This window comes from Paraburkholderia sp. OAS925, assembly GCF_040543975.1.
GTDB classification, from domain to species: Bacteria; Pseudomonadota; Gammaproteobacteria; order Burkholderiales; family Burkholderiaceae; genus Paraburkholderia; species Paraburkholderia graminis.
The window spans coordinates 1,314,711-1,340,674 of record NZ_JBEUNO010000001.1; the positions used below are offsets into that span (position 1 = coordinate 1,314,711).

The 25,964-nt window shown below is 66.2% G+C and carries 15 protein-coding genes and 2 pseudogenes; 12 read left to right on the plus strand and 5 right to left on the minus strand.

Features of this window, described 5'->3' with window-relative positions; translation table 11 throughout:
• Positions 1–74: 74 nt before the first annotated feature.
• The 8 genes and pseudogenes from bcsB to bcsG all read left to right on the plus strand — a co-directional run.
• Positions 75–2,486, plus strand: a complete 2,412-nt coding sequence (gene bcsB / locus ABIE53_RS05700; protein ID WP_192700145.1) for a cellulose biosynthesis cyclic di-GMP-binding regulatory protein BcsB — start codon at positions 75–77, stop codon at positions 2,484–2,486.
• Entirely contained in the window at positions 2,486–3,928 is a 1,443-nt protein-coding gene (bcsZ, locus tag ABIE53_RS05705) for a cellulose synthase complex periplasmic endoglucanase BcsZ (protein ID WP_192700146.1), read from the plus strand. The genes bcsB and bcsZ overlap by 1 nt, the downstream gene beginning before the upstream one ends.
• A gap of 65 nt (positions 3,929–3,993) precedes the next feature.
• Positions 3,994–8,110, plus strand: a pseudogene (locus ABIE53_RS05710) (cellulose synthase subunit BcsC-related outer membrane protein).
• Between the two features lie 11 nt (positions 8,111–8,121).
• Complete coding sequence (bcsE, locus tag ABIE53_RS05715) at positions 8,122–10,107, plus strand: cellulose biosynthesis protein BcsE (RefSeq protein ID WP_192700148.1); 1,986 nt, start codon at positions 8,122–8,124, stop codon at positions 10,105–10,107.
• Positions 10,104–10,343: a hypothetical protein gene (locus ABIE53_RS05720; RefSeq protein WP_035570544.1), complete on the plus strand. Its 240-nt coding sequence runs from the start codon at positions 10,104–10,106 to the stop codon at positions 10,341–10,343. The genes bcsE and ABIE53_RS05720 overlap by 4 nt, the downstream gene beginning before the upstream one ends.
• Positions 10,340–11,119, plus strand: a complete 780-nt coding sequence (gene bcsQ / locus ABIE53_RS05725; protein ID WP_192700149.1) for a cellulose biosynthesis protein BcsQ — start codon at positions 10,340–10,342, stop codon at positions 11,117–11,119. Before ABIE53_RS05720 ends, bcsQ begins: the two co-directional genes overlap by 4 nt.
• Position 11,120: 1 nt before the next feature.
• Complete coding sequence (bcsA, locus tag ABIE53_RS05730) at positions 11,121–13,688, plus strand: UDP-forming cellulose synthase catalytic subunit (protein ID WP_376914803.1); 2,568 nt, start codon at positions 11,121–11,123, stop codon at positions 13,686–13,688.
• A gap of 55 nt (positions 13,689–13,743) precedes the next feature.
• A pseudogene (gene bcsG / locus ABIE53_RS05735) lies at positions 13,744–15,291 on the plus strand (cellulose biosynthesis protein BcsG); the annotation flags it as partial.
• Positions 15,292–15,604: 313 nt separating this feature from the next.
• On the opposite strand, the gene galE reads toward bcsG, so the two are convergent.
• The 4 genes from galE to ABIE53_RS05755 all read right to left on the minus strand — a co-directional run bounded on the left by galE (position 15,605) and on the right by ABIE53_RS05755 (position 19,974).
• Positions 15,605–16,627, minus strand: a complete 1,023-nt coding sequence (gene galE / locus ABIE53_RS05740) for a UDP-glucose 4-epimerase GalE (protein WP_029971085.1) — start codon at positions 16,625–16,627, stop codon at positions 15,605–15,607.
• A gap of 12 nt (positions 16,628–16,639) precedes the next feature.
• Entirely contained in the window at positions 16,640–17,788 is a 1,149-nt protein-coding gene (locus ABIE53_RS05745; protein ID WP_192700150.1) for a glycosyltransferase family 4 protein, read from the minus strand.
• A gap of 93 nt (positions 17,789–17,881) precedes the next feature.
• Positions 17,882–18,715: a glycosyltransferase gene (locus tag ABIE53_RS05750; RefSeq protein ID WP_192700151.1), complete on the minus strand. Its 834-nt coding sequence runs from the start codon at positions 18,713–18,715 to the stop codon at positions 17,882–17,884.
• Positions 18,712–19,974: an oligosaccharide flippase family protein gene (locus tag ABIE53_RS05755; protein WP_107707361.1), complete on the minus strand. Its 1,263-nt coding sequence runs from the start codon at positions 19,972–19,974 to the stop codon at positions 18,712–18,714. Before ABIE53_RS05755 ends, ABIE53_RS05750 begins: the two co-directional genes overlap by 4 nt.
• 244 nt (positions 19,975–20,218) lie before the next feature.
• On the opposite strand from ABIE53_RS05755, the gene ABIE53_RS05760 reads away from it, so the two are divergent.
• The 4 genes from ABIE53_RS05760 (at position 20,219) to waaA (ending at position 25,200) form a co-directional block, all read left to right on the plus strand.
• Positions 20,219–21,613 (plus strand): phosphomannomutase/phosphoglucomutase, encoded by a 1,395-nt coding sequence (locus ABIE53_RS05760; RefSeq protein ID WP_006048597.1) that lies wholly within the window; start codon positions 20,219–20,221, stop codon positions 21,611–21,613.
• A gap of 273 nt (positions 21,614–21,886) precedes the next feature.
• A complete protein-coding gene (gene waaC, locus ABIE53_RS05765) occupies positions 21,887–22,888 on the plus strand; it encodes a lipopolysaccharide heptosyltransferase I (protein WP_029971088.1) in 1,002 nt (333 codons plus the stop codon).
• Positions 22,889–22,937: 49 nt separating this feature from the next.
• Entirely contained in the window at positions 22,938–23,822 is an 885-nt protein-coding gene (gene kdoO, locus ABIE53_RS05770) for a Kdo hydroxylase KdoO (RefSeq protein WP_006048595.1), read from the plus strand.
• A 64-nt stretch (positions 23,823–23,886) separates the two neighbouring features.
• A complete protein-coding gene (gene waaA, locus ABIE53_RS05775; RefSeq protein ID WP_107707225.1) occupies positions 23,887–25,200 on the plus strand; it encodes a lipid IV(A) 3-deoxy-D-manno-octulosonic acid transferase in 1,314 nt (437 codons plus the stop codon).
• A gap of 110 nt (positions 25,201–25,310) precedes the next feature.
• Here waaA and ureG read toward each other — a convergent pair whose 3' ends face one another.
• Positions 25,311–25,964 carry an urease accessory protein UreG gene (gene ureG / locus ABIE53_RS05780; protein WP_006048593.1) on the minus strand — a complete coding sequence of 218 codons (654 nt, stop codon included), beginning with the start codon at positions 25,962–25,964 and terminating at the stop codon, positions 25,311–25,313.

The window sequence follows — 25,964 nt, forward strand, 5'->3', positions numbered from 1 at the left end:
CCCGGCCAGGGAATTGGCTTTGCCACAGCATTGCCAGCAATTGTGCTGCGGGGGCGCGAGAGTCTGATCAGTTCATGAAGCCTGCTGTCTCGTTCTGTGTGTCACTGGTGGCCGGCGCATGCGCGCTCGCAGCGGCTATCTATCCGTCGATGTCGGTGGCCGCGCGTGGCGGCGAAGCGCCGGCGCGCACAACGGTTGTGCCCGCAACCGACGCGTCCTCGGTTTCCGCTGCTGCGTCGGCTGCTTCCGCTGGAATCGCCGGCAAGCTCGCTGCCGCGCCGCTGGCATCTGCGTCTTCTGCCGCCGTGGGCGGATCGTCCGCCGCAACGAGCGCTGGCGCGCTGCGTTTGCCGTTCTCCATGCTCGGCGCCTATCAGACGTTGGCGCTGCGCGGTCTCGACGACACCCGCACGGTCAATGTCGGCGTGCGGCTCGACCGTGTGGTGACGGCCGCGACGCTGCGCCTGCGCTACACGTATTCGCCGTCGCTCGTGTTTCCGATGTCGCACATCAAGGTGTCGGTAAACGGCGAGTCGGTCGCCACGGTGCCGCTCGAGCGCGAGCAGGCGGGGCAGGCCGTCACGCGCGACATCGTGCTCGACCCGCGCTTTTTCACCGATTACAACCAGCTCAACCTGAACCTGATCGCGCACTACACGCTCGATCACTGCGAAGACCCGCAAAACTCCGCGCTGTGGGCCGACATCAGCCCGACGAGCGAACTGATTCTGCAAACGTCGGCGGTCCGTCTGCCGAACGATCTGGCGCTGCTGCCCGCGCCGTTCTTCGACCGCCGCGACGTGTCGCGCCTGCGTTTGCCGTTCCTGTTGCCCGCCAATCCCGACAACGAGACGGTGCGCAGCGCCGGCGTCCTGGCGTCCTGGTTCGGCATGCTGGCCGATTACCGTCAGGCGCGCTTTCCGGTGGTGTCGGGGCTTCCCGCTGACAGCCACGGCGTCGTGATCGGCGTCGCGTCTTCGTTGCCTGCGCAACTGAAGCTGCCCGCGCCCGCCGGCCCGACCTTGATGGTCGTCGACAACCCCGCCGCGCAGGACAAGAAGCTGCTCGTCGTCACGGGCCGCGACGCGGCCGAAGTCGAGCGCGCCGTCGATGCGCTCGTGCTCGGCCGTGCCGCGTTGTCCGGCCCGGCGACGACGGTCGCGCATATCGACATCGGCGAGCCGCGCAAGCCTTACGATGCGCCGCGCTGGGTGCCCGTCGACCGTCCCGTCACGTTCAAGGAACTCGTCGACGACCCGGCGCAGTTGCAGGTCAGCGGCAGTAATCCCGATGCGATCCGCGTGAATCTGCGCGTGCCCGCGGACCTGTTTTCGTGGAGCGGCACGGGCGTTCCGCTCGACCTGCATTACCGCTATACCGCGCCGACGGTGGTCAATAATTCCGCGCTGGCCGTCAACATCAACGATCAGCTCGTCAAGTCGCTGCGTCTGCCGAAAGCGAGCGCCGAGGACGGGCAAGGGCGCATGCAGTTGCCGGTGCTCTCGGACCAGCCGAGCCACTCGACCAACTCGATCGACATTCCGGCGTTTCGCGTCGGCAGTTCGAACCAGTTGCAGTTGCGCTTTAACCTCGATTCGCAAAAGACGGGCCTGTGTCAGGGCGTCGCGGCGAATCCGGTGCAGGCCGCAGTCGACCCCGATTCGACGATCGACTTCTCGCATTTCGTGCACTACGCGCAGATGCCGAACCTTGCGTTCTTCGCCAACAGCGGCTTTCCGTTCACGCGCTATGCCGATCTTTCGCAGACGGCGGTGGTGATTCCGCCGCATGCCGGCGCCGAGGAACTCGAAGCATTCCTCACGATGATGGGCCACATGGGTCAATGGACCGGCTACCCGTCGTTGCGCGTGCAAGTGATTCGACCCGCGGCGGTTGCGTCGCTCGCGCAAACGAAGGACATGCTGTTCGTCGGCGGCTCGCCCGGCGTGCTTGCGCAAACGCCGTGGCAAGCGGCGCTGCCGCTCACGCTCGGCGCGCTGCAAGGCGCGGCCGGCGGCGCGGGCGGCTCAGGCGCACCGAGTGGCACCGTGCGCGCGTCGTTCTCGGTCAAGGAGCACTGGCGTAACGGCGCGCCCGTCGCCGGCGGCAGCGCACAGCTCGAGCAGGACGGCGCGCTCGCCGCGCTGTTCGGCTTCCAGCAGCCGGGCACCAAGGGGCGCAGCGTGGTCGTCATGCAGGCGACGAGCCCGGCGCATCTGACCGACATGCTCGATGTGTTCGAACGCGGCGACAGCGTGTCGCGGCTGCAAGGCGATCTCGCGCTGGTCCGCGACGGACAGATCGACAGCCTGCGCGTCGGCGAAACTTATCTGGTCGGCTACGTGCCGTGGTATGCGCGCATCTGGAGCAGCGCGATCAGGCATCCGGTCGTGCTCGGCTTGCTGGGCGCGCTCGGCGGTCTGCTGCTGGCGATCGGCGCCTTTGTCGCACTCCAGGAGCTTGCGGCGCGCCGCCGGGGTCTCTGATGGTGAAGCGCACAGTTCAGGTTCGCGCGAACGGCGTGCAGTCGCCGTCTGTCGGCGTTGCGCGCGTGGCATGGGCACGTCCCGCGCGTCGCGTCGCGTCGGGTGTGTGCGGCGCGGTGCTGGCGTGGCTTGCCGCGGGTGTGGCGCTGGCGCCGGCGAGTGTTGCGGCCGCGGCTTCGGGTGCTTCTTCGGCTGCTTCTTCGGCTGCTAATTCGGCCGCTTCTTCCGCTGCTGCTTCGGCTGGTACTTCGGCTACTTCTTCCGCTGCTACGTCGGCGGCCGGCGCGACCGGCACCGCCGCCTGTCCCGCCCAGGCTTTCCGCGCCTTCGACAATGCCGGCGGCGCGCAATCCACGGTACTCGCCGTTTCCGCCGATTGGCCCGCGTGGGAACAGTTCAGGCGCAAGTTCGTCTCGCCGGACGGCCGCGTGATCGACGTCGGTTCCGACGACGACCGCACCGTCTCCGAAGGCCAATCGTACGGACTGTTCTTTGCGCTTGTCGCCAACGACCGCGCGTCGTTCGATCGTCTGTTGCACTGGACCGAGAACAATCTGGCCGAGGGCGATCTCACGGCCCATCTGCCCGCGTGGCTGTGGGGGCGAGGGCAGGACGGCAAATGGGGCGTGCTCGACAGCAACGCGGCGTCCGACGCCGACTTGTGGATCGCCTATGCGCTGCTCGAAGCGGGGCGTGTCTGGAACGAGCGCAGCTACACGGCGCGCGGCGCGGCGCTTGCCAGGCGCGTGCTCGACGAGGAGACCGCGCGCGTGCCGACGCTCGGCCTCACGCTGTTGCCGGGGCCGACGGGTTTTCATCCCGAGGCCGATTTGTGGCGCGTCAATCCGAGCTACGCGCCGGTTCAGGTGCTGCGCGGCCTGGCTAGCGCGCTGCCTTCGGACAGGCGCTGGCAGGCGCTTGTCGATTCGTCGGCGCGCATGCTTGTCGGCTCGGCGCCGCAGGGTTTTTCGCCCGACTGGTCGCTCTATCGCGCGGGCAAGGGCTTTTTGCCCGATCCAGCGACGCATGCCGAGAGCGCGTACAACGCGATTCGCGTGTACTTGTGGATCGGCATGCTGAACGGCAACGATCCGTTGAAAAGCCGGCTGCTCAATCATTTCACGCCGTTCGCGCGCTATGTCGCGGAGCATGGAGCGCCGCCGGAGCGCATCGATACGACCGACGCGAAACCCGGAGCGAACGACGGCAACGCGGGCTTTTCGGCTGCGGCGATTCCGTTCCTGATCGCGCGCGGCGAGACGCCGATTGCCGACCGGCAGTCCGCGCGGGTCGACCAGCTCGATGCGCAGACCGCGCCCGGCTATTACACGAGCGTGCTGACGCTGTTCGGCCTCGGCTGGCGCGATGGCCGCTATCGCTTTGCGGCCGATGGGTCGCTCGACTTGCCCTGGAGCTCTGTTTGCCGTCCCGCGAAACGCTAACCGTCGCTGTTCGCGCGCGCTCGCGAATTGCGCGCGCGCTGTGGCTGGCCGGTCTCACGTGCGGCATGCCGCCGCTCGCGCATGCGGTTGCCGCGCAGGAGGCGGCAGCGCAGGCTGCCGGTTCCGCGTCGACGGCGCCAGCTGAGCCGGCTGAGCCGGCACAAGCACGCGCTGCGCGGTCTGCGGGCAAGGGCACGCGCAATGGCGGCGCGGCAGCGGCCAGCGCAACCGTCGCAGCCAGCAAGAGTGCCGCGGTCAGCAAGAGCGGCGCAGCCCACGCTCGCGCCAGCGCCGCAGCCCACGCCAGCGCCGATTCCAGCGCCCGCGCCGCAGCGCACGCCAGCGCCAGCGCCGTAGCCAGCACCGCGGCCAGCGGTAACGCCGCAACCAGCATCACCACCACCGCCACCCCAAGCACCGCAAACCCCACCCCCGCCGCCTCAGCCGCCGATTCCGCCAACATCTCCCGGCTGTACGCAACCGCGCGGCTGTGGAGCGCCAAGCGTCGCGACGACCTCGCCAAGCAGGCAATCGACAAAGCGTTGCTCATCGCTCCGCAATCGCCTGTCCTGCTCGCCGAACTGGTGAGCATCAATTTGCGCCTCGGACAGGCGCAGGCCGCCCAGGCGGCGTTGACGAAGCTGCACCAGGCCGCGCCCGGCAGCAAACTCGCGCAACAGTCGGACGACGAATTCCGCGTGGCCACGAGCGGCCGCGGCGAGCTCGCCACGATCCGCCTGCTCGCGCGCAGCGGTCAGTCCGAAGAAGCCGCGCGGCGCCTCGAGGCGCTGTTCCCGCACGGCGCGCCGTCCGGGCCGCTCGGTGCGGAGTACTACAGCATCGTCGCCGGCACGCCGGAGGGCCCGGGTGCGTGCGGTCGCCGCGCTGCGCGCGCGGCTCGCCGCCGATCCCGCCGACGCGCAAGCCGCGATGGCGCTCGCCGGCCTGCTCAATCGCAGCAGCGACACGCGGCCCGAGGCCGAGCGCATCGCCCGTTCGCTCGCTACCCGCAACGATGTGGACCACGGCGCGGCGATGGACCTGTGGCATCGCGTGTTGCAGTCCGCGGGGCCCGACCCGGCCTATGTGCAGGGCTTGAGCGCCTACGTCGCGCTCGCGCCGGACGACACCGAGTTCCACGACCGCCTCGCCGTCGTCAAAGACAAGCTCGACGCCCAACGCCGGCTCGAAAGCAATCCCGATTACATCGCGCAGAAGCGCGGCCTCGCGCTGCTCTCGCGCAACGATCTGGCCGCCGCTGATCCGCTGCTGACACGCGCCGCGCAGGCGCGATCCGATGACGCCGAGGCGGTCGGCGGCCTCGGTCTGCTGCGCATGCGCGAGGGCCGCCAGGACGAGGCGCAAAAGCTCTTTCAGCGCGCCGCGCAACTCGCGCCCGACAATCGCGCGAAGTGGACAGGCCTCGCCCGGACCGCGCAGTTCTGGGCCACGCTCACCCGCGCGCGGCAAGCCGCGGCGGCCGGCCGGCCGGACGAAGCCGCGCGGTTGGCGCGCGAGGCGCTCGCCATGAACGTTTCGAATACCGACGCCAAGCTGGTGCTCGCCGACTCGCTGCTTGCGCAAAAAGATTGGGCGAACGCCGAGCCCTTGCTGAAGGAATTGCTGAGCGCCCGCGATCCGAGCCTCGCGACGGTGCGCAGCACTGCGACGCTGTTCGACAACACCGGCCGCGACGAACGCATCGGGCCGCTGCTGGATGCCGTGCAAAACCGCTTCCGCGCGCCGGCGGATCGCGCAGAACTCGCGCAGATTCGCGCGGACAATCTGGTGGCGCAAGCCGAGCGGCTGTCGCAGCAGGGCCTGCGCGCGCAGGCGATCGACCGTTACGAAGCGGCGCTGCGCGCAGCACCGGATTCGCCGTGGACGCGTTTCGCGCTCGCTCGCATCTACCGCGATCTCGGCCTGCCGCAACTCGGCCGCACGGTGATGGACGAAGGGCTCAAGGCTTCCGATTCGCCGGAAATGCATTACGCCGCCGCGCTCTACCGCAATTCCACGGACGACCTGGCCGGCGCGCGCGCGTTGCTCGCGAGCGTACCGGCCGCGAACCAGACCGATGCGATGCGCGCGTTCGGCCGCAATCTGGATGCGCAACAGGCGCTCGTCACGGCGCGCGCCGCGTATGCCGCGGGCGACGCGCAGGCGGGCAAAGCCGCGCTCGATCAAGCCGCGACGCTCGGCGCCGACGACGCGAACCTGACCGCGTCGGTGGGCTCGCTCGAAATCGACATGGGCCAGCCGGATCGCGGTCTCGCGCGCCTTGCCGACTGGATGAAGGCGCACCCGCAACAGACCGACGACGACGTCAGGCTGCGCTACGGCGATCTGCTCGGCTCCGCGCATCGCGACGACGAACTCGACGCGTGGCTGCGCGACCTGCGCAACGACGCCGCGTTGACCGCGGCACAGCGCGCGCGGCTGCAGGACCAGTCGGTGCGGCTTGCGCTGCGCCGGACGGACGCCGCGATCGACGCCGGCGACTACCGGCGCGCGGCGGCGGTTCTCGCGGCCGTCGACGAAGAAGGCCAGCGCGATCCGCGCTACACGCTCGAGGTCGCCGATCTGCAGCGCGCGCAGGGCCAATTCGCCGGCGCCCGCGCGACGCTCGAAAAACTGCTCGCCGAGCATCCCGACGATCCCGATGCGCAGCTTGCGTTGGCCCGCGTGCTTCAGGAAAGCGGCAAGCGCCGCGAGGCGCTCGATCTCGTGCACGGCGTTGTCGAACAAAGCGCGCCGGACGACATCGACACGCGGCTCTCGGCGGCGCGCCGGCTGGCCGCGTTGCGCCGGCCGTATGAAGCACAGACGCTGACCGACGAACTGGCGAGCGCGTTTCCCGACCGTTACGACGTGACTGCGCAGCGGGGGCGTATCAGCGAGGATCTCGGCCGCTACGACGACGCGGCGGCGCTGTATCGCAAGTCCGAGGTGCAGGAGCGCAGCGCCGGCGTGAGCCCCGGCCCGAACGGCACGCCTGCGCAAGTGGCGTTGAGCGATCTGGAGCAGCGCCGCGATCCGTCGATTGAAGCAGCGTGGTATCCGGCCTACAAGTCCGGCGACGAGGGCATCTCGAACTATCACGCGCAGCAGGTGCCGATTTATGCGCAGTTGCCGGTCGGTTACGACGGACATGTGTTCGCGCATGTCGACGTCGTCAATCTCGATGCGGGCACGCTGAGCAGCTCCGATTCGAGCCTGCTCGACACGCTCGGCACGCACGCGGCGCTGACGGATAGCAGCACCGCCGCGGTGGCGAGCTTCCATCAGCATGCGACCGGTGCGGGCGGCGGCATCGGCTACCGGTCGGACAATCTGCGGTTCGATCTCGGCACGACGCCGATCGGCTTCCCCGTGCATTACCTCGTGGGCGGCGTGCGCTACCGCATGGCCGGCGACGACAGCAGCTTCACCGTCAATCTGTCGCGGCGGCCGCAAACCAGCAGTGAACTGTCGTACGCGGGGCTTCGCGATCCGTGGACGGGCGCGGTCTGGGGCGGCGTGCGCCGCGACGGGCTGGATGTGCATTCTTCCGTCGACGTCGGCCGCGTGAACCTGTTCGCCGACGTCGGCGCCGGGATGTTCACCGGCCGCAACGTCGCTTCCAATACCGGCGTCACGCTCCGCACGGGAGCGACCGTGCCGGTCTTCGAGCGCGCCGACATGAGAGTCAGCACCGGCGTGGTCGGCAATGCATGGCACTATGCGAACAATCTGCGGTTCTACACTTTCGGCCAGGGCGGCTATTACAGCCCGCAGCGCTATCTGTCGCTCGGTTTCCCGGTCGAATGGCAGGGCCGCCGCGGCGCGTGGCGCTGGGATCTGACCGCGACGGTCGGCGTGTCGAACTCGTATGAACGCAGTTCTCCGTTCTATCCGAACGGTCTGCCGGCGTCGGCGGCCCTGAACCCGGCGGCGCTGAGCAACAGCAACAACGTGTATGGAGCGAGCTCGACGCGCGGCGTGTCGTTCCTTTACGGCCTGACCGGTGTCGTCGAACACCGTTTTAGTCCGCATCTGGTGGCCGGGCTGCTGTTCGACATCGACCGCTCGCACGATTACGCACCGAGCTCCGCGATGGTCTATGTGCGCTACAACCTGGATGCTCGCAAGCCGGATACGAGCCTGTCGCCGACGCCGACGCGTCTGTATTCGAGCTATTGAGGAGGCACGGCATGCGACCCGCAACGTCAGATCCACGACATTCCGGCCAACGGCCGGGCAACGCGGCTTCGTCGGTGTCGACGCTGCGCGCGCTCGGCGCCGGCTTCAGGCGCCTGGTTGCGCCGAACAAGGCGCCCGACCGGCTCGCGCTCGACGGCCTGCCCGAAAGCTGGGCGACACTGGCGCCCGGCAGCGTGTACCTCGTGTACGGCATCGCGGGCACCCCGGCAGCCGACGCGCTGCTGTTCGAAAGCGCCCGCGACTGCGCCGCGCGCTCGGTCACGCTTGTGCTGTCCGCCACACGCGACGCGCCGCTCGCGCGCTTGCACGCGAAAGGCGGCGGCGATCTGCCGGCGCGCCTGAACGTCGTGACGCTAAGACCGCGCGAGTCCGCGAGCGACGCCGCCGCGGGCGGCGCGCAGACGGATGCCGCGGCACGGCCGCTGGCGCGTCTCTACGGCGCGCTGCGCGCGCTGAAGCCGTTTGGCTTCAGGCGAGGCAGCGTTTTCTTCGTCGAAGGCGCGGAGCATTGGTTCAGTTGGGACCGTCCGGACGATCTCGCCTACGAAGGCCGCGTGCTCGCCGACTGGTGCGAGACGCGCAACATCACGCTCGTGCTGCTGGCCGGGCGCGCGGCGGCGTCCACGAACGATCTGCCGCTCGATTCCGAAGCGATCGAAGAGCAGCTCGAACAGGAGGCGCGCGATCCCGAGCGCGACGCGTTCCACACCAGTTGCCAGGGCGTCGCGCGATTGCAGCCGACTCACGGCGAACTGTTGTGGCATGTCGATTTCTGGCGCAGCCGCGCGGCGCTCGCCGCGGGCGAAGTGCGTGCGTTGCGCTTCACGAACGCCGGCCGCCTGATGGTCGCGCCCGAGGAAACCGAAGCCTGCCGCCGTGCCGACGCACGCATCGCACGCGACGAAATGCGCGTGATCGCGACGCGCAAAGCCGTCGGCGATGAACCGTGGGTGCCAGCGGAGTGGGAGATCGTCGACGGTTTGCAGGCGGCGCTCAAGGCGAGCCTTGGCGCGCGCGCGGCGAGCGTCGTGCTCGACTACAGCGGCGGCGATCAGCTCGAGACGCTGTGCGAGACCATCCACACGCTGCGCCGTACGTGCGGGCGCGCGCTGAAGATCGTGCTGGTCGAACGCGGCCAGGTGCTGCGTCATCAGTTCGAGCTGCTCGTGCTGAATCTCGGCGCGAACCTCGTGATCGGACGCGACGTGCCGTTTTCGCGGATGCAGTCGCTGATGCAGTCGTTAAGAGGGCAGCTCAACGCGCGCCCGGTCGCCGCCGATTACCGCGCCGCGCTCGCCGCTGCGCTGAGCGATGCCGTCTGCGGCTATTTGCCCGTGGCGCGTTTCGCGGATCACGTGAGCAACGTGCTCGGGCGTGGCTTGTCGTTGAACCTGCCGCATGTGCTGGTCAAGCTGCTGCTGAAGCCGGAAGTCGCGCATGCGGACGCGCTGCGGCAGTGTCGGCCGGTGCGCAATGGCGATGTATTCACCGCCGACGGCGCGTATCTCTATGTGTTCCTGTTCGCTTGCCGGCTGGCTGATGCGCAGGGATCGCTGGCGCGCATTTTTCAGGTGCCGGTCGAGTCGCTCGCGCAAAGCAGGCAACTGATCGCCGGCGAGCAGTTGTTGCCGGAGATCGAGCGGCTGCGCATCGAGGAGCGCCGCGTGCCGAATGTCGACTTTAGCGATCTGTTTGGTGCTGTGGCTGTTGCTGTTGCGCAGGATGCATCGCAACGCCCGGTGGACACCCCGACAGAAAGCCGGCAAGAAACCGCGGCAGAAGCCACGACACCGGGCGTGACTGAACACATCGCGCAAGCCCCGTCTGCCAGCGCCGTCAACTCACACAGCCTGCCTTCCGACGAAGCCGACCACGCGCCGCAACCCGCCGCCGCCGAACACGCCGCCGCGCAACTCCCACGTCGCCGCCGCGCCGAGCCGGCCGCCATGCCACTGCGCAAGCAGGAGGCCTTATGACATTGTTTTTCCTCATCTGCTTCGGCATCGGCATGATTGGCGGGATTCCGCTGTGGATCGTCTGGCAGCACTTTCGCCGACGTTCCGGCATGCGCGCCACGCGCCGCTTCGATCCGCGGCATGAAGTCCCGTTCGACGCCGCCGCGCTCGTGCTGAAGGGCCGTCTCGTGCCGCAAGCCGTTGCCGCGCCGGCCGCTGAAGAAGAACGCGCGACTGGAGCGTCGTCCGTCCAATGAAAACCATCGCGATTCTCTCCACGGCGGGCGGCGCCGGACGAACCACGCTAACTGCGGCGCTCGCGGTGCTGCTCGCGCGCCGCGGCCGTCCCGTCGTCGCCGTCGATTTCGATCCGCAAAACCTGCTTGGTCCGCACCTCGGGCTCGACGAGTTGCCCGCCGACGGAATCGGCGCGGCCATCGCGAGCGGCGCGCCCTGGCACGCGCATACATGGCGCAATGACGACGGCGTGCTGTTCGTCCCGCACGGCGACGTGCCGCTTTCGAGCCTCGTGTCGATCAGCCAACTGCTCGCCGACGAACCCGCGTGGCTCGCGAACTCGCTCGCGAGCATCGACTTGCCCGCGCAAGGCGTCGTGCTGATCGACACGCCGCGTTATCCGTCGGTGCATGCGGCGCAGGCGCTCTACTGCGCCGATCTGATCGTCTGCGTGACACCGCCCGAGCCCGGTCCGCTCGCGACGCTCGCACGCCATCTGCCGCAATTGCGGGCGGCGCGCAACGAGTCACTCTTCGTGCTGAACCGCCTGAACCCGGCGCGCGAGATGCAGCGCGACGCGCTCTCCATGCTGTCCGCCGCGCTCGGTCCCGGTGCGGCGCCGGTCATCCGTCTGCATGCCGACGCCGCGCTGCCCGAAGCATTCGCGCGCGGCTCGTGGCTTTTCGACAATGCGCCGTATTCGCAGACCTCGCACGACCTGCAAGGACTGGCAAGCGCGGTCGACGAATGGCTTGCGCCGCTCGCCGAGCCATCGCGGGATTCGGAGCCTCGTTGACATGACGACGCCACAGCCAAACCAGCCCTTCGCCGACGCCCGTCCTGCGGCGCGGCCGTTGCGCTTGCGTGCGGGCGACTGGCTCGCGCGCCGTCTCGGCGTGAGCGGCGGCGGCCGGCTCGAATGGTGGGTGCGGCTCTTTTTCCGGCCGCCCGCCGATGGCCGGCGCGATCTGCCGTTGTGGCTCGCGCGCGTGTCGGTGGCGTTCCTCGCGGCTCGCTTCGATGTCGTGCGTCCCGCGCCGTTGCGCGCCTGGCTGTGGCGCGTGTTCGTGCGGCCGCGGCCGCTGCGGCTCTCCATTGCCCCGAAGATCGGGCGCGGCCTGGTCTGGCTCGGACGCTATGGCGTGCTGCCCATCTACCGCTTATGGCGCGGCGCAGTCGGCGCGCTCGACCGCCAACTGGCGAGACTGCCGTGGCAGCGCTGGGGCGCTTCGCTGGAAGCGGGCGCGACGCGCGCGGGCCGCATCCGCTGGCTGATGTTGATGCTGGCGGCGCTCGGCGCCGTGCTGTGGGCGCTGGTCGGCACATCGCCGCTGGCCGGCGTGAACCAGTACGTGTTTTTCGGCCTGACCATCGCGCTCGCTTTGCTGATCCGCCGTCTGCCGGGCCGTCTTCCGGTGCTGCTGCTCGCGTCGTTGTCGTTGCTCGCGATGCTGCGCTACGTCTGGTGGCGCGCGACGCAGACGCTCGACTTTCACGGCCCGAGCGAAGCGATCGTCGGTTACGCGTTGTTCGGTGCCGAGGCGTACACGTGGCTCGTGCTGCTGCTCGGTTTCGTGCAGACGGCCTGGCCGCTCGAACGGAAGGTGTCGCCGCTGCCCGACGACCGTTCGCGCTGGCCGAGCGTCGATGTCTACATTCCGACTTATAACGAGCCGCTCGCGGTCGTGAAACCGACCATTCTCGCGGCGCAGGGTATCGACTGGCCCGAAGACCGCCTGCACATCTATCTGCTCGACGACGGCAAGCGTCCGGAGTTCGAGGCATTCGCGCGCGAGGCGGGCATTCGCTATCTGACGCGCACCGACAATCTGCATGCGAAGGCGGGCAACATCAACCGTGCGCTTGCGAAGACGAGCGGCGACTACATCGCCATTTTCGATTGCGACCACGTGCCGAGCCGGTCGTTTCTGCAAACGACGATGGGCACCTTCCTGCGCGATCCGCTGTGCGCGATGGTGCAAACGCCGCATCACTTCTTTTCGCCCGATCCGTTCGAACGCAACCTCAATACGTTCCGCCGCGTGCCGAACGAAGGCGAGCTGTTTTACGGGCTCGTGCAGTCGGGCAACGATCTGTGGAACGCGACGTTCTTCTGCGGCTCGTGCGCCGTCATCAAGCGTGCGCCGCTGGAAGAAGTGGGCGGCGTCGCCGTCGAGACCGTCACCGAAGATGCGCATACGGCGCTCAAGCTGCATCGGCGCGGCTATACGACAGCGTATCTCCCATACGTGCAGGCCGCGGGTCTCGCCACCGAAAGCCTCGCCGGCCATATCAAGCAGCGCACCCGTTGGGCTCGCGGCATGGCGCAGATTTTCCGCATCGACAATCCGTTTTTCGGGCGCGGCCTGAACCTGTTCCAGCGCATCTGCTACGGCAACGCGATGCTGCACTTCTTCTATGGCGTGCCGCGTCTCATCTTCCTGACGATGCCGATGGCGTTCCTGTTCTTCGGCATGTACGTGATCAACGCATCGGCGACGACGATCGCCGGATTCGTGTTGCCGTACATCATGTTGTCGAGCATCGCGAACTCGCGGCTGCAAGGCCGCTATCGACGCTCGTTCTGGGCGGAGGTCTACGAATCGGTGCTCGCGTGGTACATCGCGGTGCCGACCACGCTCGCGTTCTTCAGCCCGAAGCACGGCAAGTTCAACGTGACGGACAAGGGCGGCCGCATGGACGAGGGCTATCTCGACTGGTCCGTGTCGAAGCCCTACATCGTGCTGCTGGTGCTGAACGTGGTGGCGATGCTCGCGGGCGTGTACCGCATCGTGTTCGGTGTCGGCGAGGAGTTCGCCACTGTACTGATGAACGTGTTCTGGACCGCCTACAACCTCGTGATGCTCGGCGCGGCCGTGAGCGTCGCGCGTGAGGCGAAGCAGATTCGCGGCAGCCACCGTGTGCCGATGAGCATGCCGGCCACGCTCTTGCTCAGCGACGGCACCACGGTCGCGTGCATGACGAGCGACTACTCGACGGGCGGCCTCGGTCTTCACGTCGCGCCCGGCCTGCCGCTCGTTGAAGGCGACTGGCTGCAGGTATGCGTGAGCCGCGGCGACCGGCAGTTTGCCTTTCCGGTCCACGTGGTGCGTGCGGCCGGCCAGCATCTCGGCGTGCAATTCGACGAGTTGACGCTCGAGCAGGAACGCCAGCTCGTGCAATGCACGTTCGGCCGCGCGGACGCATGGATTGCCGCCGCCGACGAAGCGCGCACCGAGGAAGACGCGCCGTTGCGCGGGCTCGCCGAAGTGGTGCTGATGGGCGCCGAAGGTTATTCGCGCCTGCTGCAAGGCCTGTCGCAGAAACTGCGCGCGGTGTTTGCGCTGGACGAAAGCCGCTATTGAAGCATTGAGCTATTGAACCGCCGGCGCGAGGCGCCGGAATCTGAGGTTGGATCGAATGAGTGTCTGGAACCTGTATTTCCTGCTGAAGCTGTATCTGTTCAGCACAGGCCATCTGCATCCGCTGTGGCTCGCGAACATCGCTTTCGCGCTGGCGCTCGCCGCGACGGGCGGGTTGCGCAACCGTCTGCTGCGCGTATTGCGCGCGATGATCGCGCTGGCCGTCGGCATCGTACTGATGTATCACGAAGCCGCGATTCCGCCGTTCGCGCGGCTCGTCGAGGAGTTCGGCAATCTCGAGTCGTTCAGCTTCGGTTACTGGATGGAGCTCGCGCAACGCTTCGTTCCGCCCGCGGCTTTGTTCGCCGCCTGCTGCGCGATAGTCGCGTATGTGGTGGTGAACCGCTGGTTGCGCGTGACGAGCTTCGTCATCATCGCGCTCGTGGCATTGCCGGTCTGGCAGGCGAGCACCAATGCGCTCGCCACGATTCAGGCGGCCGCCACGCTGCGCACGGGTGCAAAGGATGGCGGCGTCGCGCAGCCCGGCGCGCCGCTCGACCATACGGCGGCGCTGGCCGCGTTCCGTGCCGGCGAATCGCAACGTCAGGTGAGCATGGCCCATCTCACGAGCGATCCGAACCAGCAGTTCGACGTGATCGTGCTGCACGTGTGCTCGCTTTCATGGGATGACCTCGATGTATCGAAGGCGCGCAACAACCCGATGTTGAGCCACTTCGACTATCTGTTCACGAACTTCAGCACCGCGGCAAGTTATAGCGGCCCGGCGGCGATCCGCGTGTTGCGCGCAAGCTGCGGGCAGGAGGCGCATGCCGACCTGTACAAGCCGGCGGCGCAGCAGTGTTATCTGTTCTCGCAACTGGCGCAGGCCGGCTTCGCGCCGCAGACCATCCTGAATCACGACGGACACTTCGACAACTTCCTGCAGATCATCAAGGACAACGTCGGCGTGCCGAATGTGCCGATGATCTCGAGCGCCGACGTGCCCGTTGCGATGCATGCGTTCGACGGCTCAGCGATTCACGACGACTACGGCGTGCTCGCGAAGTGGTTCGCGCAACGGCAACAGACGGCAGGACCGGTCGCGCTGTACTACAACACGATCAGCCTGCACGACGGCAACCAGTTGCCGGGCGTGAGACAGACCAGCATCGAATCGTATCCGGCGCGAGTCAACAAGCTGATGAACGACTTCGACCGGCTCGCCGATCTGATCGCCGCGTCGGGACGGCGCGCGGTCATCGTGTTCGTGCCGGAGCATGGCGCTGCGCTGCGCGGCGACGCCAACCAGGTGGCGGGCCTGCGCGAGATTCCGACGCCGCGGATCGTGCACGGACCGGTCGGCGTGCGGCTCGTCAATCTTCCTGGCAGCCACGGGCCGACCACGGTCATCGACCAGCCCACGAGCTTTCTGGCGGTGTCGCAACTGCTGTCGAATCTGGTGTCGAACAGTCCGTTCAAGCCGGGCGTGACGCTGTCGCAGTACGCAGCCGATCTGCCGAAAACGGAGATGGTCGGCGAAAACGAAGGCACCGTCACGATGAAGACGGCAACCGGTTACGTGGTGAAAACGCCGGACGGCGTGTGGGGTGGACGAGAAGTGAACAAGCCTGAATTGCAATCGGCGCAAGAGCCGAAGCAGGAGCCGAAGCAGCGCAGGTGGTCGGTCAACGACATTGCCGGCCTTGCGCGCTCGCTGCCCGAGATCGATCCGTCGAAATACGTCGACGAGCAGGCCGAGCATGCGTATGCGCATGCGCTGGTGAAGTGGCCGGTGATGGCGCGATTGATGGGGCTCGTGAAAGAGCCGCGGTAACAGAAGCGCTAAAACAAGCGCTAAAAGAAGCGCGCCGGTCGAGCCGGCGCGCGCAATTACTTCGGTAAGCGAAGCAATTGAAGCATCAATTAAAGCCGTTCGGATTCGCGGACTGCCAGCGCCAATGGTCCGCACACATTCTTTCGATACCGAACTCGGCACGCCAGCCGAGCACCTCCAGCGCCGCGCGCGGATCGGCAAAGCACGACGCCACGTCGCCCGGACGGCGCGCGACGATTTCATACGGCACGGGCCGGCCCGACGCCTTCTCGAATGCCTTCACGACGTCGATCACGCTATAGCCCTGGCCAGTCCCGAGATTGACCACGAAGCTCGCGTCGCGCTTCACGAGCGCATCGAGCGCGGCCAGGTGCCCGCGCGCCAGATCGACCACGTGAATGTAATCGCGCACGCCGGTGCCGTCCGGCGTTTCATAATCGCCGCCGAACACGCGCAGCTTGTCGAGCTTGCCGACCGCGACCTGCGCGACATAGGGCATGAGGTTATTCGGAATGCCTGCGGGATCTTCGCCGATCAGGCCGCTCTCGTGCGCGCCGACCGGATTGAAATAGCGCAGCGTGGCGACGCGCCACGACGGGTCCGCGACCTGCAGATCGCGGAGCACCTGTTCGGCGATCAGCTTCGACTGGCCATACGGATTGGTGGCCGACAGCGGAAACGATTCGTCGATGGGCGAGCTTTTCGGCACGCCGTACACCGTGGCCGACGAACTGAACACGAACTGCTTCACGTTGCGATCGCGCATCACGCCGAGCAGCGCGAGCAGGCTGCCGACGTTGTTGCTGTAGTACTCGACAGGCTTCGCGACCGATTCGCCCACCGCTTTCAGCGCCGCAAAGTGAATCGCGCCGGTGATCGGATGCGCGTCGAAAATCCGGTTGAGTGCGGCTTCGTCGCGCGCGTCGGCTTCATGAAACGCGACCGTGCGGCCGGTGATCTGTTCGACACGCCGCAGCGATTCGCGCTTGCTGTTCACGAGATTGTCGATTACCACGACGTCGTAGCCACCGTTCAGCAGTTCGACGCAGGTATGCGAGCCGATGAAGCCCGCGCCGCCTGTTACCAGAATCGTGCCCTTCGTGGTCATGCTGTTGCTCCGTTAAAGTAAAACGCCCGTCATTTTTTGCACCAGGTCTTTATACGTTTCGACGACGACGCGTTCGTCGAATTCCTGCGCGACTTTCTGCCGGCCGCGTTCCGCCATCGCGCGGCGCTCTGCGCCGCCCATGTCGAGCATCTGCGCGAGCGCGTCCGCGAGGCTGTCCGCGTTGCGCGCTTCGCAAAGCAATCCGTTGACGCCGTGCGCGACCACTTCGCGGCAGCCGGGCACGTCGGTCGCGACAATCGGCCGTCCCATCGCCGACGCTTCCATCAGCGTGCGCGGCACGCCTTCGCGATACGAAGGCAAAACGACGCAATCCGCATCGGCGATAAAGGGCCGCACGTCGTGCGCCTCGCCGAGATACTCGACGATGCCTTCGCGTTCCCACGCCGCGACTTCGTCGCGCGTGATCGCACTCGGATTGTCGACGCCGACCGGCCCGAGCAACTGGAAGCACGCATGCGGATAGCGTTCGCGCACACGCCGCGCCGCTTCGACGTATTCGCCCACGCCCTTGTCCCACAACAAACGGCCGATCAGCACGAACCTGAATTCCGCGCGCTCGGGCAAGGGCGTGAAGCCGAATTGTTCGAGGTCGACGCCTTCGCCATGCAGAAGCCGCGCGCGTTCAGGATGCACCAACAAATTCTGTTCGACAAACGCTGTCTGATCGTCGCGATTCAAAAACCATATTTCGCGCGGAAAACGGAACGCGAAACGATACAGTTTTTTGGCGACCTGCGCGGCGCGGCTCCGCTGGATGAACACATAGCCGAGACCCGTTGTGACCGCAACCGATTGCACGCCCGCGAGCTTCGCCGCAATCGAGCCGTAAATATTCGGCTTGATCGTGTAGTGAAACACGACGTGCGGGCGAATCGCGCAGTAACGGCGGTAGAGCGACCACAGCGTGCGCAGATCGTCGCGCGGATTGGTGCCTTTCGACGCGACCGGCAATTCGATGCAGCGGCAACCCATTGCGGTCAGCAGTTCGAAGGTGCGGTCGCGCGGCGCGAGCACCGTCACGTCGACGCCGCGTCCCACCAGCATGCGGATCAGGCCTTGCCGATACGTATAGATTGCCCAAGCGGTGTTACACACGAGTGTAATGCGCAACGCGGGCGTCGACTTCAGGGCTGGCTTCATGCGGGAACGAACTCGGCGGTGAATGAAAAGACAAGCTGTGAGAACAGGCGGACGACGATAACCAAACTGCGCAAAACCGCGCGAGGCCGCGGCTCAATGGCTCGCGCGCGCAGCCAGAAGGCCGCGTTTGACCCGCTGCAACGCGCGGTAAGGCGTCACGAGATGCAGCAGATTTTTGCCGAGGCCCAACCAGTCGTACGGATTCGCGATGTTGAAGTAGCGCAGTTGCAGCCGCAGCGTCGACAGCACCTGGCGGCGGCGCATGGTCGCGCTGATGCCGCCTTCGTTCAGCTCGTAGTACAGGCCCAGCTCCGGCAGATTCGCGCAGTCGTAGCGCTCCATCAGGCGTACGAACAGATCGAGGTCCTCGGCCGAGCGATACATCGCGCGATAGTTGCCGACGGCGCGCACCGCGTCGATTCGCAGCATCATCGAAGGATGCGCGAGGCATGAGCGGAAAAAGCGCAGGCGGCGGATGTCCACCGGGTCGCTCGGCGGCGTCAGCATGAAGAGCGGCTCGCCCGCGCGCGTGACGACCTGCGTCCACATGCCGAGCCCGGCGACGCGCGGATGCGCTTCCATGAACGCGCGCTGCTTCGCAAGACGCTGCGGCACGCTGCGGTCGCCCGCGTCGATGCGCGCCGCGTAACGATAGCCGCGCTGCGCGAGCGCGTCGATGCCGGCTTGCAGTGCGCGCTCGATGCCGCCGTTCACCGGCATGCGCAGCACTTCGATGTGCATGTTTGCAAGCTCGGGCGCGACGATGGGCGGCGTGCTGCCGTCATCGACGATCAGAACGTGCACCAGCGGACGTTCATCGAACGACGCGAGCGTCAGATCGACGTCGGCCTGGCCGTTATAGGCGGGCATCAGCACCGCGACGTCGTCGAGGCAGTGCGGCGGCGTGTCGGTGGCGGGAAGCGTCATGGGCGCAATTTGAAACGAATGTAATAAAGATTAACTGCCGCCGCCGCCAGATAACCGCACGCGAGTCCGGCCAACGCGCCATAGGCGCCGAGCCGTGGAATCGCCAGCAGATTGACGACGAACGCCACGGCAAGCGCGAGCAGCCATTTGAACAGCAACACGAACTTCGCCTGATACTTCAGCACGACGAGATTGCCGATCGCCTCGATGCCCGCGGGCACGGAAAGCCACACGGCCCAGCGGAAAATCTCGATGGCGCCTTCGAAGCCCGGCCCGAACACGCGGCGAATGATAAAGCCCGCGAGCAGGTCGAGCACGAGCGCGCCGCCGATCATCAACGCGGCGGTCATCGCGGTGAGGCGCCAGATGTTCCGGCGCAATTGCGCGGCCTGCTGCACACGGTAGACGAAGGCGGGCGCGATAGTCTGTGCGAGCATTAACGCAAGCGTGATCCAGTTTTCGTTCAGTTGCTGCGCGGCCGAATAACGCCCAAGATCGGCGAATGAAATGGCGCGTTCGAGCATGAGCCGGTCCAGTTTCAGGAACAGGTACATACAGATCAGGCCGAGCCAGAACACCGTGCCCGCGCTCGCAAAATGCCTGAACAGCGAGCGGTCGAAGTGCCAGCCCAGCTTGCCGCCATGACGTCGAATGTAATAGACGACCAGCACGCCGCCGATGGCCGCCGACTCCAGCGCCCACAGCCAGCCGAAGCGCGAGGGCTCGGCAGCCGCGCGCACGAGCAGATAGACGAAGCCCGCCTTGATGACCGCGGTGCTCATGCTCGTGAGCAACTGCGGCTTGCTGTACGTCATGCTTTGCAGCCACGCATTGATCACGCCGACGAACGGTTCGCGAAACAGCATCGTGACGGCAAGGCCCGCGAGCATCGCGCCGACGAGCGGATCGAAGAGGCCGAGTGCAATGGCGAGCCATGTGAGCAGCAACGCCGCGACCGAAACGGCAAAGCGCAGCGTGAAGGCGCTGCCGAGCACGGTGCCGAGTTGCGCGGGCGGCCGCGCGACGATGGTGGGCACCAGAATCTCCGCGCCGCATACCCATGTGATCGGCGAGAGCACGAGCAGCAGCGTGTTCGCGTATTGCCATTTGCCGAACGTATCGGGTCCGAAGTAACGCGCGAGGATGCCGCTGATCGCAATCGCCACGCCGATTTGCGTGAGCCGTTCGAGCCCGAGCCAGACGATATTCGTGAACGCGCGCGTGACGTCCGGATTGGCGAAGCGTTTGAGCGTCAGCATCCGGCAGGCGCCCGCCAATGCATCGTGCGCGAGTGCGCGCACCTGGCAGGCCATCCCGGCAACTTTACAAATGGAGGGCGTCTAAGCATTAGAATGGCGTTACCAGGCTGGTCCGAAAAGCGCAATTATAAGTTGGAACCGGATCGCTTCCGGCAAGGGCGCGGCACCATGTCCGATCACCATGATTTACCGATCTGCATGACCGCGCCGGTCAAAATTTTCCATTGCACGCAAGTGAGCCAACATGATCTCCAAATCTATTTTCAAGGCGTATGACATTCGCGGTGTGATCGGCAAGACGCTCGACGCCGACACGGCGCGTTCGATCGGCCGCGCATTCGGCAGCGAAGTGCGTGCGCAAGGCGGCGACGCTGTAGTCGTCGCGCGCGACGGTCGCCTGTCGGGTCCGGAATTGATCCAGGCATTGTCGGACGGCCTGCGTGCGGCCGGCGTCGACGTGGTCAATGTCGGCATGGTGCCCACGCCGGTCGGCTACTTCGCGGCAAGCGTGCCGTTGCAGCTCGAAGGCGGCGAACGCCGTGTCGATTCGTGCATCGTCGTGACGGGTAGTCATAATCCGCCGGATTACAACGGCTTCAAGATGGTGCTGCGCGGCTCGGCGATTTATGGCGAGCAGATTCTCGCGCTGCATCAGCGCATCGTCGACGAAAACTTCTCCGAAGGCAGCGGCACCTACACCGACTACGACATTGCCGACGCGTATCTCGAACGCATTGCGAGCGACGTCAAGCTCGCGCGTCCGATCAAGATCGTGGTCGATACCGGCAACGGCGTCGCGGGCGGTCTCGCGCCGAAGCTCTTCAAGAAGCTCGGTTGCGAACTCGTTGAACTGTTCACCGAGATTGACGGCAACTTCCCGAACCATCACCCGGACCCGGCTCATCCGGAAAATCTTCAGGACGTGATTCGCGCGCTGAAGGAAACCGACGCGGAAATCGGCTTCGCGTTCGACGGCGACGGCGACCGCCTTGGCGTCGTCACCAAAGACGGCCAGATCATTTATCCGGACCGCCAACTGATGCTGTTCGCCGAAGAAGTCCTGTCGCGCAACAAGGGCGCGCAGATCATCTACGACGTGAAGTGCACGCGCAATCTCGCGAAGTGGGTCAAAGACAAGGGCGGCGAGCCGCTCATGTGGAAGACGGGTCACTCGCTCGTGAAAGCGAAGCTGCGCGAAACGGGCGCACCGCTCGCGGGCGAAATGAGCGGCCACGTGTTCTTCAAAGACCGCTGGTACGGTTTCGACGATGGCCTGTACACGGGCGCACGTCTGCTCGAAATCCTCACGCGTGTGCAGGACCCGAGCAAGCTGCTGAACTCGCTGCCGAACTCGCATTCCACGCCGGAACTGCAACTCAAGCTCGAGGAAGGCGAGAACTTCGAACTGATCGCGCGCCTGCAGAAGAACGCGCAATTCACCGGCGCGGACGACGTGGTGACGATCGACGGCCTGCGCGTCGAATATCCGGACGGCTTCGGCCTTGCGCGTTCGTCGAACACCACGCCGGTCGTGGTCATGCGTTTCGAAGCCGATAACGACGCGGCGCTCAAGCGCATCCAGGAAGATTTCCGCCGCGTGATAATGGCGGAGAAGGCGGACGCAAAGCTGCCGTTCTAAAAGCTTGAACGGCGGCAGCGAAGGCGCTGCGGTTCGCAATAGGCTGCGGTGATTTTCAAAACGCGGCGCGGGTCTCACTTACCGCGCCGCGTTTTTTCATGCCGATCAGCTATGTCGCGCTAGAATTGCCGTCCTGGCGACGCGACATCAGCGCATAAGCGCATCAAGGTCGTGTCGCCGCTCGCTGGAGGTATATCGCGTGAAGCGAAGCGGCAGGTTTTTCGCCGCGCCTCTTTCAATGCATCTTAGGACCGCCTGGCCGGTTTTCCTCTCTTGAGCGTGCAAAAGATATTGATCGTGAGGGTGTCGTCGCTGGGCGACGTCGTCCATAACATGCCGGTGATCGCCGACATCCGGCGCCGCCATCCCGACGCGCAGATCGACTGGCTCGTCGAGGAAAGCTTCGTGGGGCTGGTCGAACTCGTTAGCGGCGTGCGGCGTGCGATTCCTGTGTCGCTGCGGCGCTGGCGCAAACGCATTCTTTCGCTCGACAACTGGCGCGAGATCGGCGCGTTTCGCCGCGCGCTCGCCGCCGAGCACTACGATCTCGTGATCGACTGCCAGGGGCTCATCAAGACCGCATGGGTCGCGAGCATGGCGCGCGGACCGCTCGTCGGGCTCGGCAATCGCACGGATGGCGCCGGCTACGAATGGCCGGTGCGATTCTTCTACGACAAGCGCGTGCCGATCGCGCCGCGCACGCATGTTGTCGAACGCACGCGGCAACTGGTGGCCGCGGCGCTGAATGAGCCCGAGCCGCAACCCACCGACGAGATCGACTTCGGCATCGACACGGGGCGCGCTGCGCTGGCGTTGTCGGCGGCCAATCTGAATCTTCCGGTGCCTTACGTGGTGTTCGTGCACGCGACCTCGCGCGCCGACAAGCAATGGCCCGATACCGCGTGGATCGAATTGGGCCAGGCGCTCGTGCGGCGCGGCGCGTCGATCGTCCTGCCGTGGGGCAGCGACGCCGAGCGCGCGACGAGCGAGCGTCTCGCGAAGGAATTCGGCGCGGCGGCCATCGTGCCGCCGAAGTTGTCGTTGCCCGCGGTCGTCGGATTGATCGAAGGCGCGGCTGCGACAGTCGGCGTTGACACAGGTCTGGTTCACATTGCGGCTGCGCTGAAGCGGCCCACGGTCGAGTTGTACAATTTCGCCACCGCGTGGCGTACCGGCGGCTACTGGTCGCCGAACGTCGTCAATCTCGGCACGGCCGGGCAACCGCCCACGCTGCAACAAGTGAAGTCCGCGCTTGCCGGCTTCGGCCTGCTGTAATTCGTCCGGCGCGCTTCGCCTTACGCATCATCCGTTTTCAAGGGCGATCATGAACGAAACACAGATCATCGAAGTCGCGAACGCCGACTGGCACGCACGCAATCTGTCCGTGCCGCGCGAGACGCTGCTGGCCGGCGTCGAACGCGGCAAAGTGCTGTATTTTCCGAATCTGCGCTTTGCTATCGAAGGCGGCGAGCAGGCGCTGCTCGATCCCGCGCTCGCCGATCCGAATCGCAAGAACATCAGCCTCGAACCGAACGGCGGCGCGCTGCATGGCGTGGCTGGGGACGCCGTCACGCAGTCCGCGGTGCGCGCGTTGATCGCGCGTTATCAGGCGAATGCACGCACGCTGGTCGACGGGCTCTTTCCCGAATACAACGGCCGGCTGCGGGTCGCGCCCACGAGCCTGCGGCTGCATCAGGTGGAAACGCGCCAGACCTCGTGGCGCAAGGACGATAGCCGTCTGCACGTCGACGCATTCCCGTCGCGGCCGAATTACGGCGAGCGCATTCTGCGCGTGTTCACCAACGTCAATCCGCATGGCGTGCCGCGCGTGTGGCGAGTCGGCGAACCGTTCGAGGACATGGCCAAACGCTTCCTGCCGCGCATCAAGCCGCAAATGCCGGGCGCCGCGTGGCTGCTGAATCTGCTGCATGTGACGAAGTCGCCGCGCAGCGAATACGACCATCTGATGCTGAATCTGCACGACGGCATGAAGGCCGATCTCGAGTATCAGAAGACGAGTCCGCAGGAGACCATGCCGTTTCCGCCGGGCAGCGTGTGGGTGTGTTTCTCCGACCAGACTTCGCACGCGGTGATGTCCGGTCAGTTCATGCTCGAACAGACCTTCTTTCTGCCGGTCAAGGCGATGGCGCAACCCGAGTGCGCGCCGCTCGGCATACTCGAACGCCTGAAGGGCAGGGCGCTGGTTTGAGCGCCGCTTATTGCGAGTCGCCGGCTTCGTCAGCCCGTCGCGTGCTTCGTGATGCGGAGCGCGCATGCTGAGGGTGATCTATAACGCGCTGTGGTGGATCATCGCGCCTGTCGCCGTGCTGCGTTTGCTGATCCGCTCGCGCAAGGAGCGCGGTTATCGTCAGCATATCGGCGAACGCTTTGGGCATGCGCGCGGACGTTTGCCTGAGGACAACGCGCCGTTGATCTGGGTGCATGCCGTGTCGGTCGGCGAGACGCGCGCCGCGCAGCCGCTGATCGACGCGCTCATGAAGGCGCGTCCCGATGCGCGCATTCTGTTGACGCACATGACGCCGAGCGGCCGCGCAACCGGCGAGCAGATTTTCGGCGACCGCGTGTTGCGCAGCTATCTGCCGTACGACATGCCTCACGCCGTGCGGCGTTTTCTGCGCGCGTGGCGGCCGTCGGTCGGTCTCGTGATGGAGACCGAAGTGTGGCCCACGCTGATCGACGAATGCCGTCGCGCGGATGTGCAACTCGTGCTGACCAATGCGCGCATGTCGGCGCGCTCATTCAAGCGCGCGGCGAAGTTCGGCGGCGCGACGAAGGACGTGTTCGGCGGTTTTGCGCGCGTGCTGGCGCAAAGTCCGTCGGATGCCGAGCGGCTCACCGCGCTCGGTGCGCGCAACGTCGCGGTGCTCGGCAATCTGAAGTTCGACATGAGCACGCCGCCTGAACTGGCGGCGCGCGGTCATGCGTGGCGCGCGGCGATCGGCGCGCGTCCCGTGTGGGTTGCGGCAAGCACGCGCGAGGGCGAAGAGGAACTCGTTTTGCAGGCGTTCTCCGAGCTTGGCGTGGAAGGCGCGCTGCTGATTCTCGTGCCGCGTCATCCGCAACGCTTTAACGAAGTGGCGGCGCTCGTCGAGAAAGCGGGCTTGCGGCTCGCGAGGCGTTCGCAATGGGCGCCGGATGCGAAGGTGGCATCGGCCGCGGTGGCTGCGAGCGGCGGCGTGCCTGCGTTGCCGGCGGACGTGAATGTGCTGCTCGGAGATTCGATGGGCGAACTGGGCGCTTATTATGCGGCCTCCGACTTGGCGTTTATCGGCGGCAGTCTGTTGCCGCTCGGCGGACAGAATCTGATCGAGGCATGCGCGGTCGGCGTGCCGGTGCTGATCGGCCCGCACGTGTTCAACTTCACGCAGGCCACGGCCGATGCGGTCGCCGCGGGCGCGGCGGTGCAGGTGCAAGACCCGGCCGATCTCGCCCGCGCACTGCGCGATCTGTTCAACGACAAGGCGCGGCGCCTCGCGATGGGCGGCGCGGCATCGGCCTTCGCCGCGCGCCATCGCGGCGCGACCGCGCGCACGGTGGATGTGTTGATGGCGGTGTTGCCGGAGTGAGGGGGGCTCGGCGCTTCTTGCTAATTAACTCGTATATCCTGAAGACAACTGCGTTTCGCACCGATCACCCTCATCCGGGCGAGTGAGACGCCGAGCATCATGCTCCGCCGTCAAACCCTCAACAACCCCTTCCGCTCGATAAACCGCACCACCTGATCCAACCCGTCGAGCGCCTTCAGATTGGTCATCACGAAAGGCCGCTCGCCGCGCATTTTCTTCGCGTCCGAAGCCATCACGTCGAGGTTCGCGCCGACCATCGGCGCGAGGTCCGTCTTGTTGATCACGAGCAAATCCGACTTGGTGATGCCGGGGCCGCCCTTGCGCGGAATCTTCTCGCCGCCCGCCACGTCGATCACGTAGATCGTCAGGTCCGACAGTTCCGGGCTGAAGGTTGCCGCGAGATTATCGCCGCCCGATTCGATGAAAACGATGTCCGCGTCCGGGAAGCGCGTGAGCATGCGATCGACGGCTTCGAGGTTGATCGACGCGTCCTCGCGAATCGCCGTATGCGGGCAGCCGCCCGTCTCGACGCCCATGATGCGCTCGGCCGGCAACGCGCCCGCCACCGTCAGCAGGCGCTGATCTTCTTTCGTATAGATGTCGTTGGTGATCGCGACAAGATCGTATTGTTCGCGCATCGCCTTGCAGAGCATTTCGAGCAGCGTGGTCTTGCCCGAGCCGACCGGACCGCCGACGCCCACGCGCAGCGGCGGCAGTTTCTTCGTGCGAACGGACGAGTGAGCGGAATGTTGAGGTGCGTTCAT

Excerpts from the sequence above, each read along its gene's own strand:
- bcsB (WP_192700145.1), top strand. The coding sequence starts at position 75 with ATGAAGCCTGCTGTCTCGTTCTGTGTGTCACTGGTGGCCGGCGCATGC.
- bcsZ (WP_192700146.1), top strand. The coding sequence starts at position 2,486 with ATGGTGAAGCGCACAGTTCAGGTTCGCGCGAACGGCGTGCAGTCGCCG.
- bcsE (WP_192700148.1), top strand. The coding sequence starts at position 8,122 with ATGCGACCCGCAACGTCAGATCCACGACATTCCGGCCAACGGCCGGGC.
- ABIE53_RS05720 (WP_035570544.1), top strand. The coding sequence starts at position 10,104 with ATGACATTGTTTTTCCTCATCTGCTTCGGCATCGGCATGATTGGCGGG.
- bcsQ (WP_192700149.1), top strand. The coding sequence starts at position 10,340 with ATGAAAACCATCGCGATTCTCTCCACGGCGGGCGGCGCCGGACGAACC.
- bcsA (WP_376914803.1), top strand. The coding sequence starts at position 11,121 with ATGACGACGCCACAGCCAAACCAGCCCTTCGCCGACGCCCGTCCTGCG.
- galE (WP_029971085.1), bottom strand. The coding sequence starts at position 16,627 with ATGACCACGAAGGGCACGATTCTGGTAACAGGCGGCGCGGGCTTCATC.
- ABIE53_RS05745 (WP_192700150.1), bottom strand. The coding sequence starts at position 17,788 with ATGAAGCCAGCCCTGAAGTCGACGCCCGCGTTGCGCATTACACTCGTG.
- ABIE53_RS05750 (WP_192700151.1), bottom strand. The coding sequence starts at position 18,715 with ATGACGCTTCCCGCCACCGACACGCCGCCGCACTGCCTCGACGACGTC.
- ABIE53_RS05755 (WP_107707361.1), bottom strand. The coding sequence starts at position 19,974 with ATGCTGACGCTCAAACGCTTCGCCAATCCGGACGTCACGCGCGCGTTC.
- ABIE53_RS05760 (WP_006048597.1), top strand. The coding sequence starts at position 20,219 with ATGATCTCCAAATCTATTTTCAAGGCGTATGACATTCGCGGTGTGATC.
- kdoO (WP_006048595.1), top strand. The coding sequence starts at position 22,938 with ATGAACGAAACACAGATCATCGAAGTCGCGAACGCCGACTGGCACGCA.
- waaA (WP_107707225.1), top strand. The coding sequence starts at position 23,887 with ATGCTGAGGGTGATCTATAACGCGCTGTGGTGGATCATCGCGCCTGTC.
- ureG (WP_006048593.1), bottom strand. The coding sequence starts at position 25,964 with ATGAACGCACCTCAACATTCCGCTCACTCGTCCGTTCGCACGAAGAAA.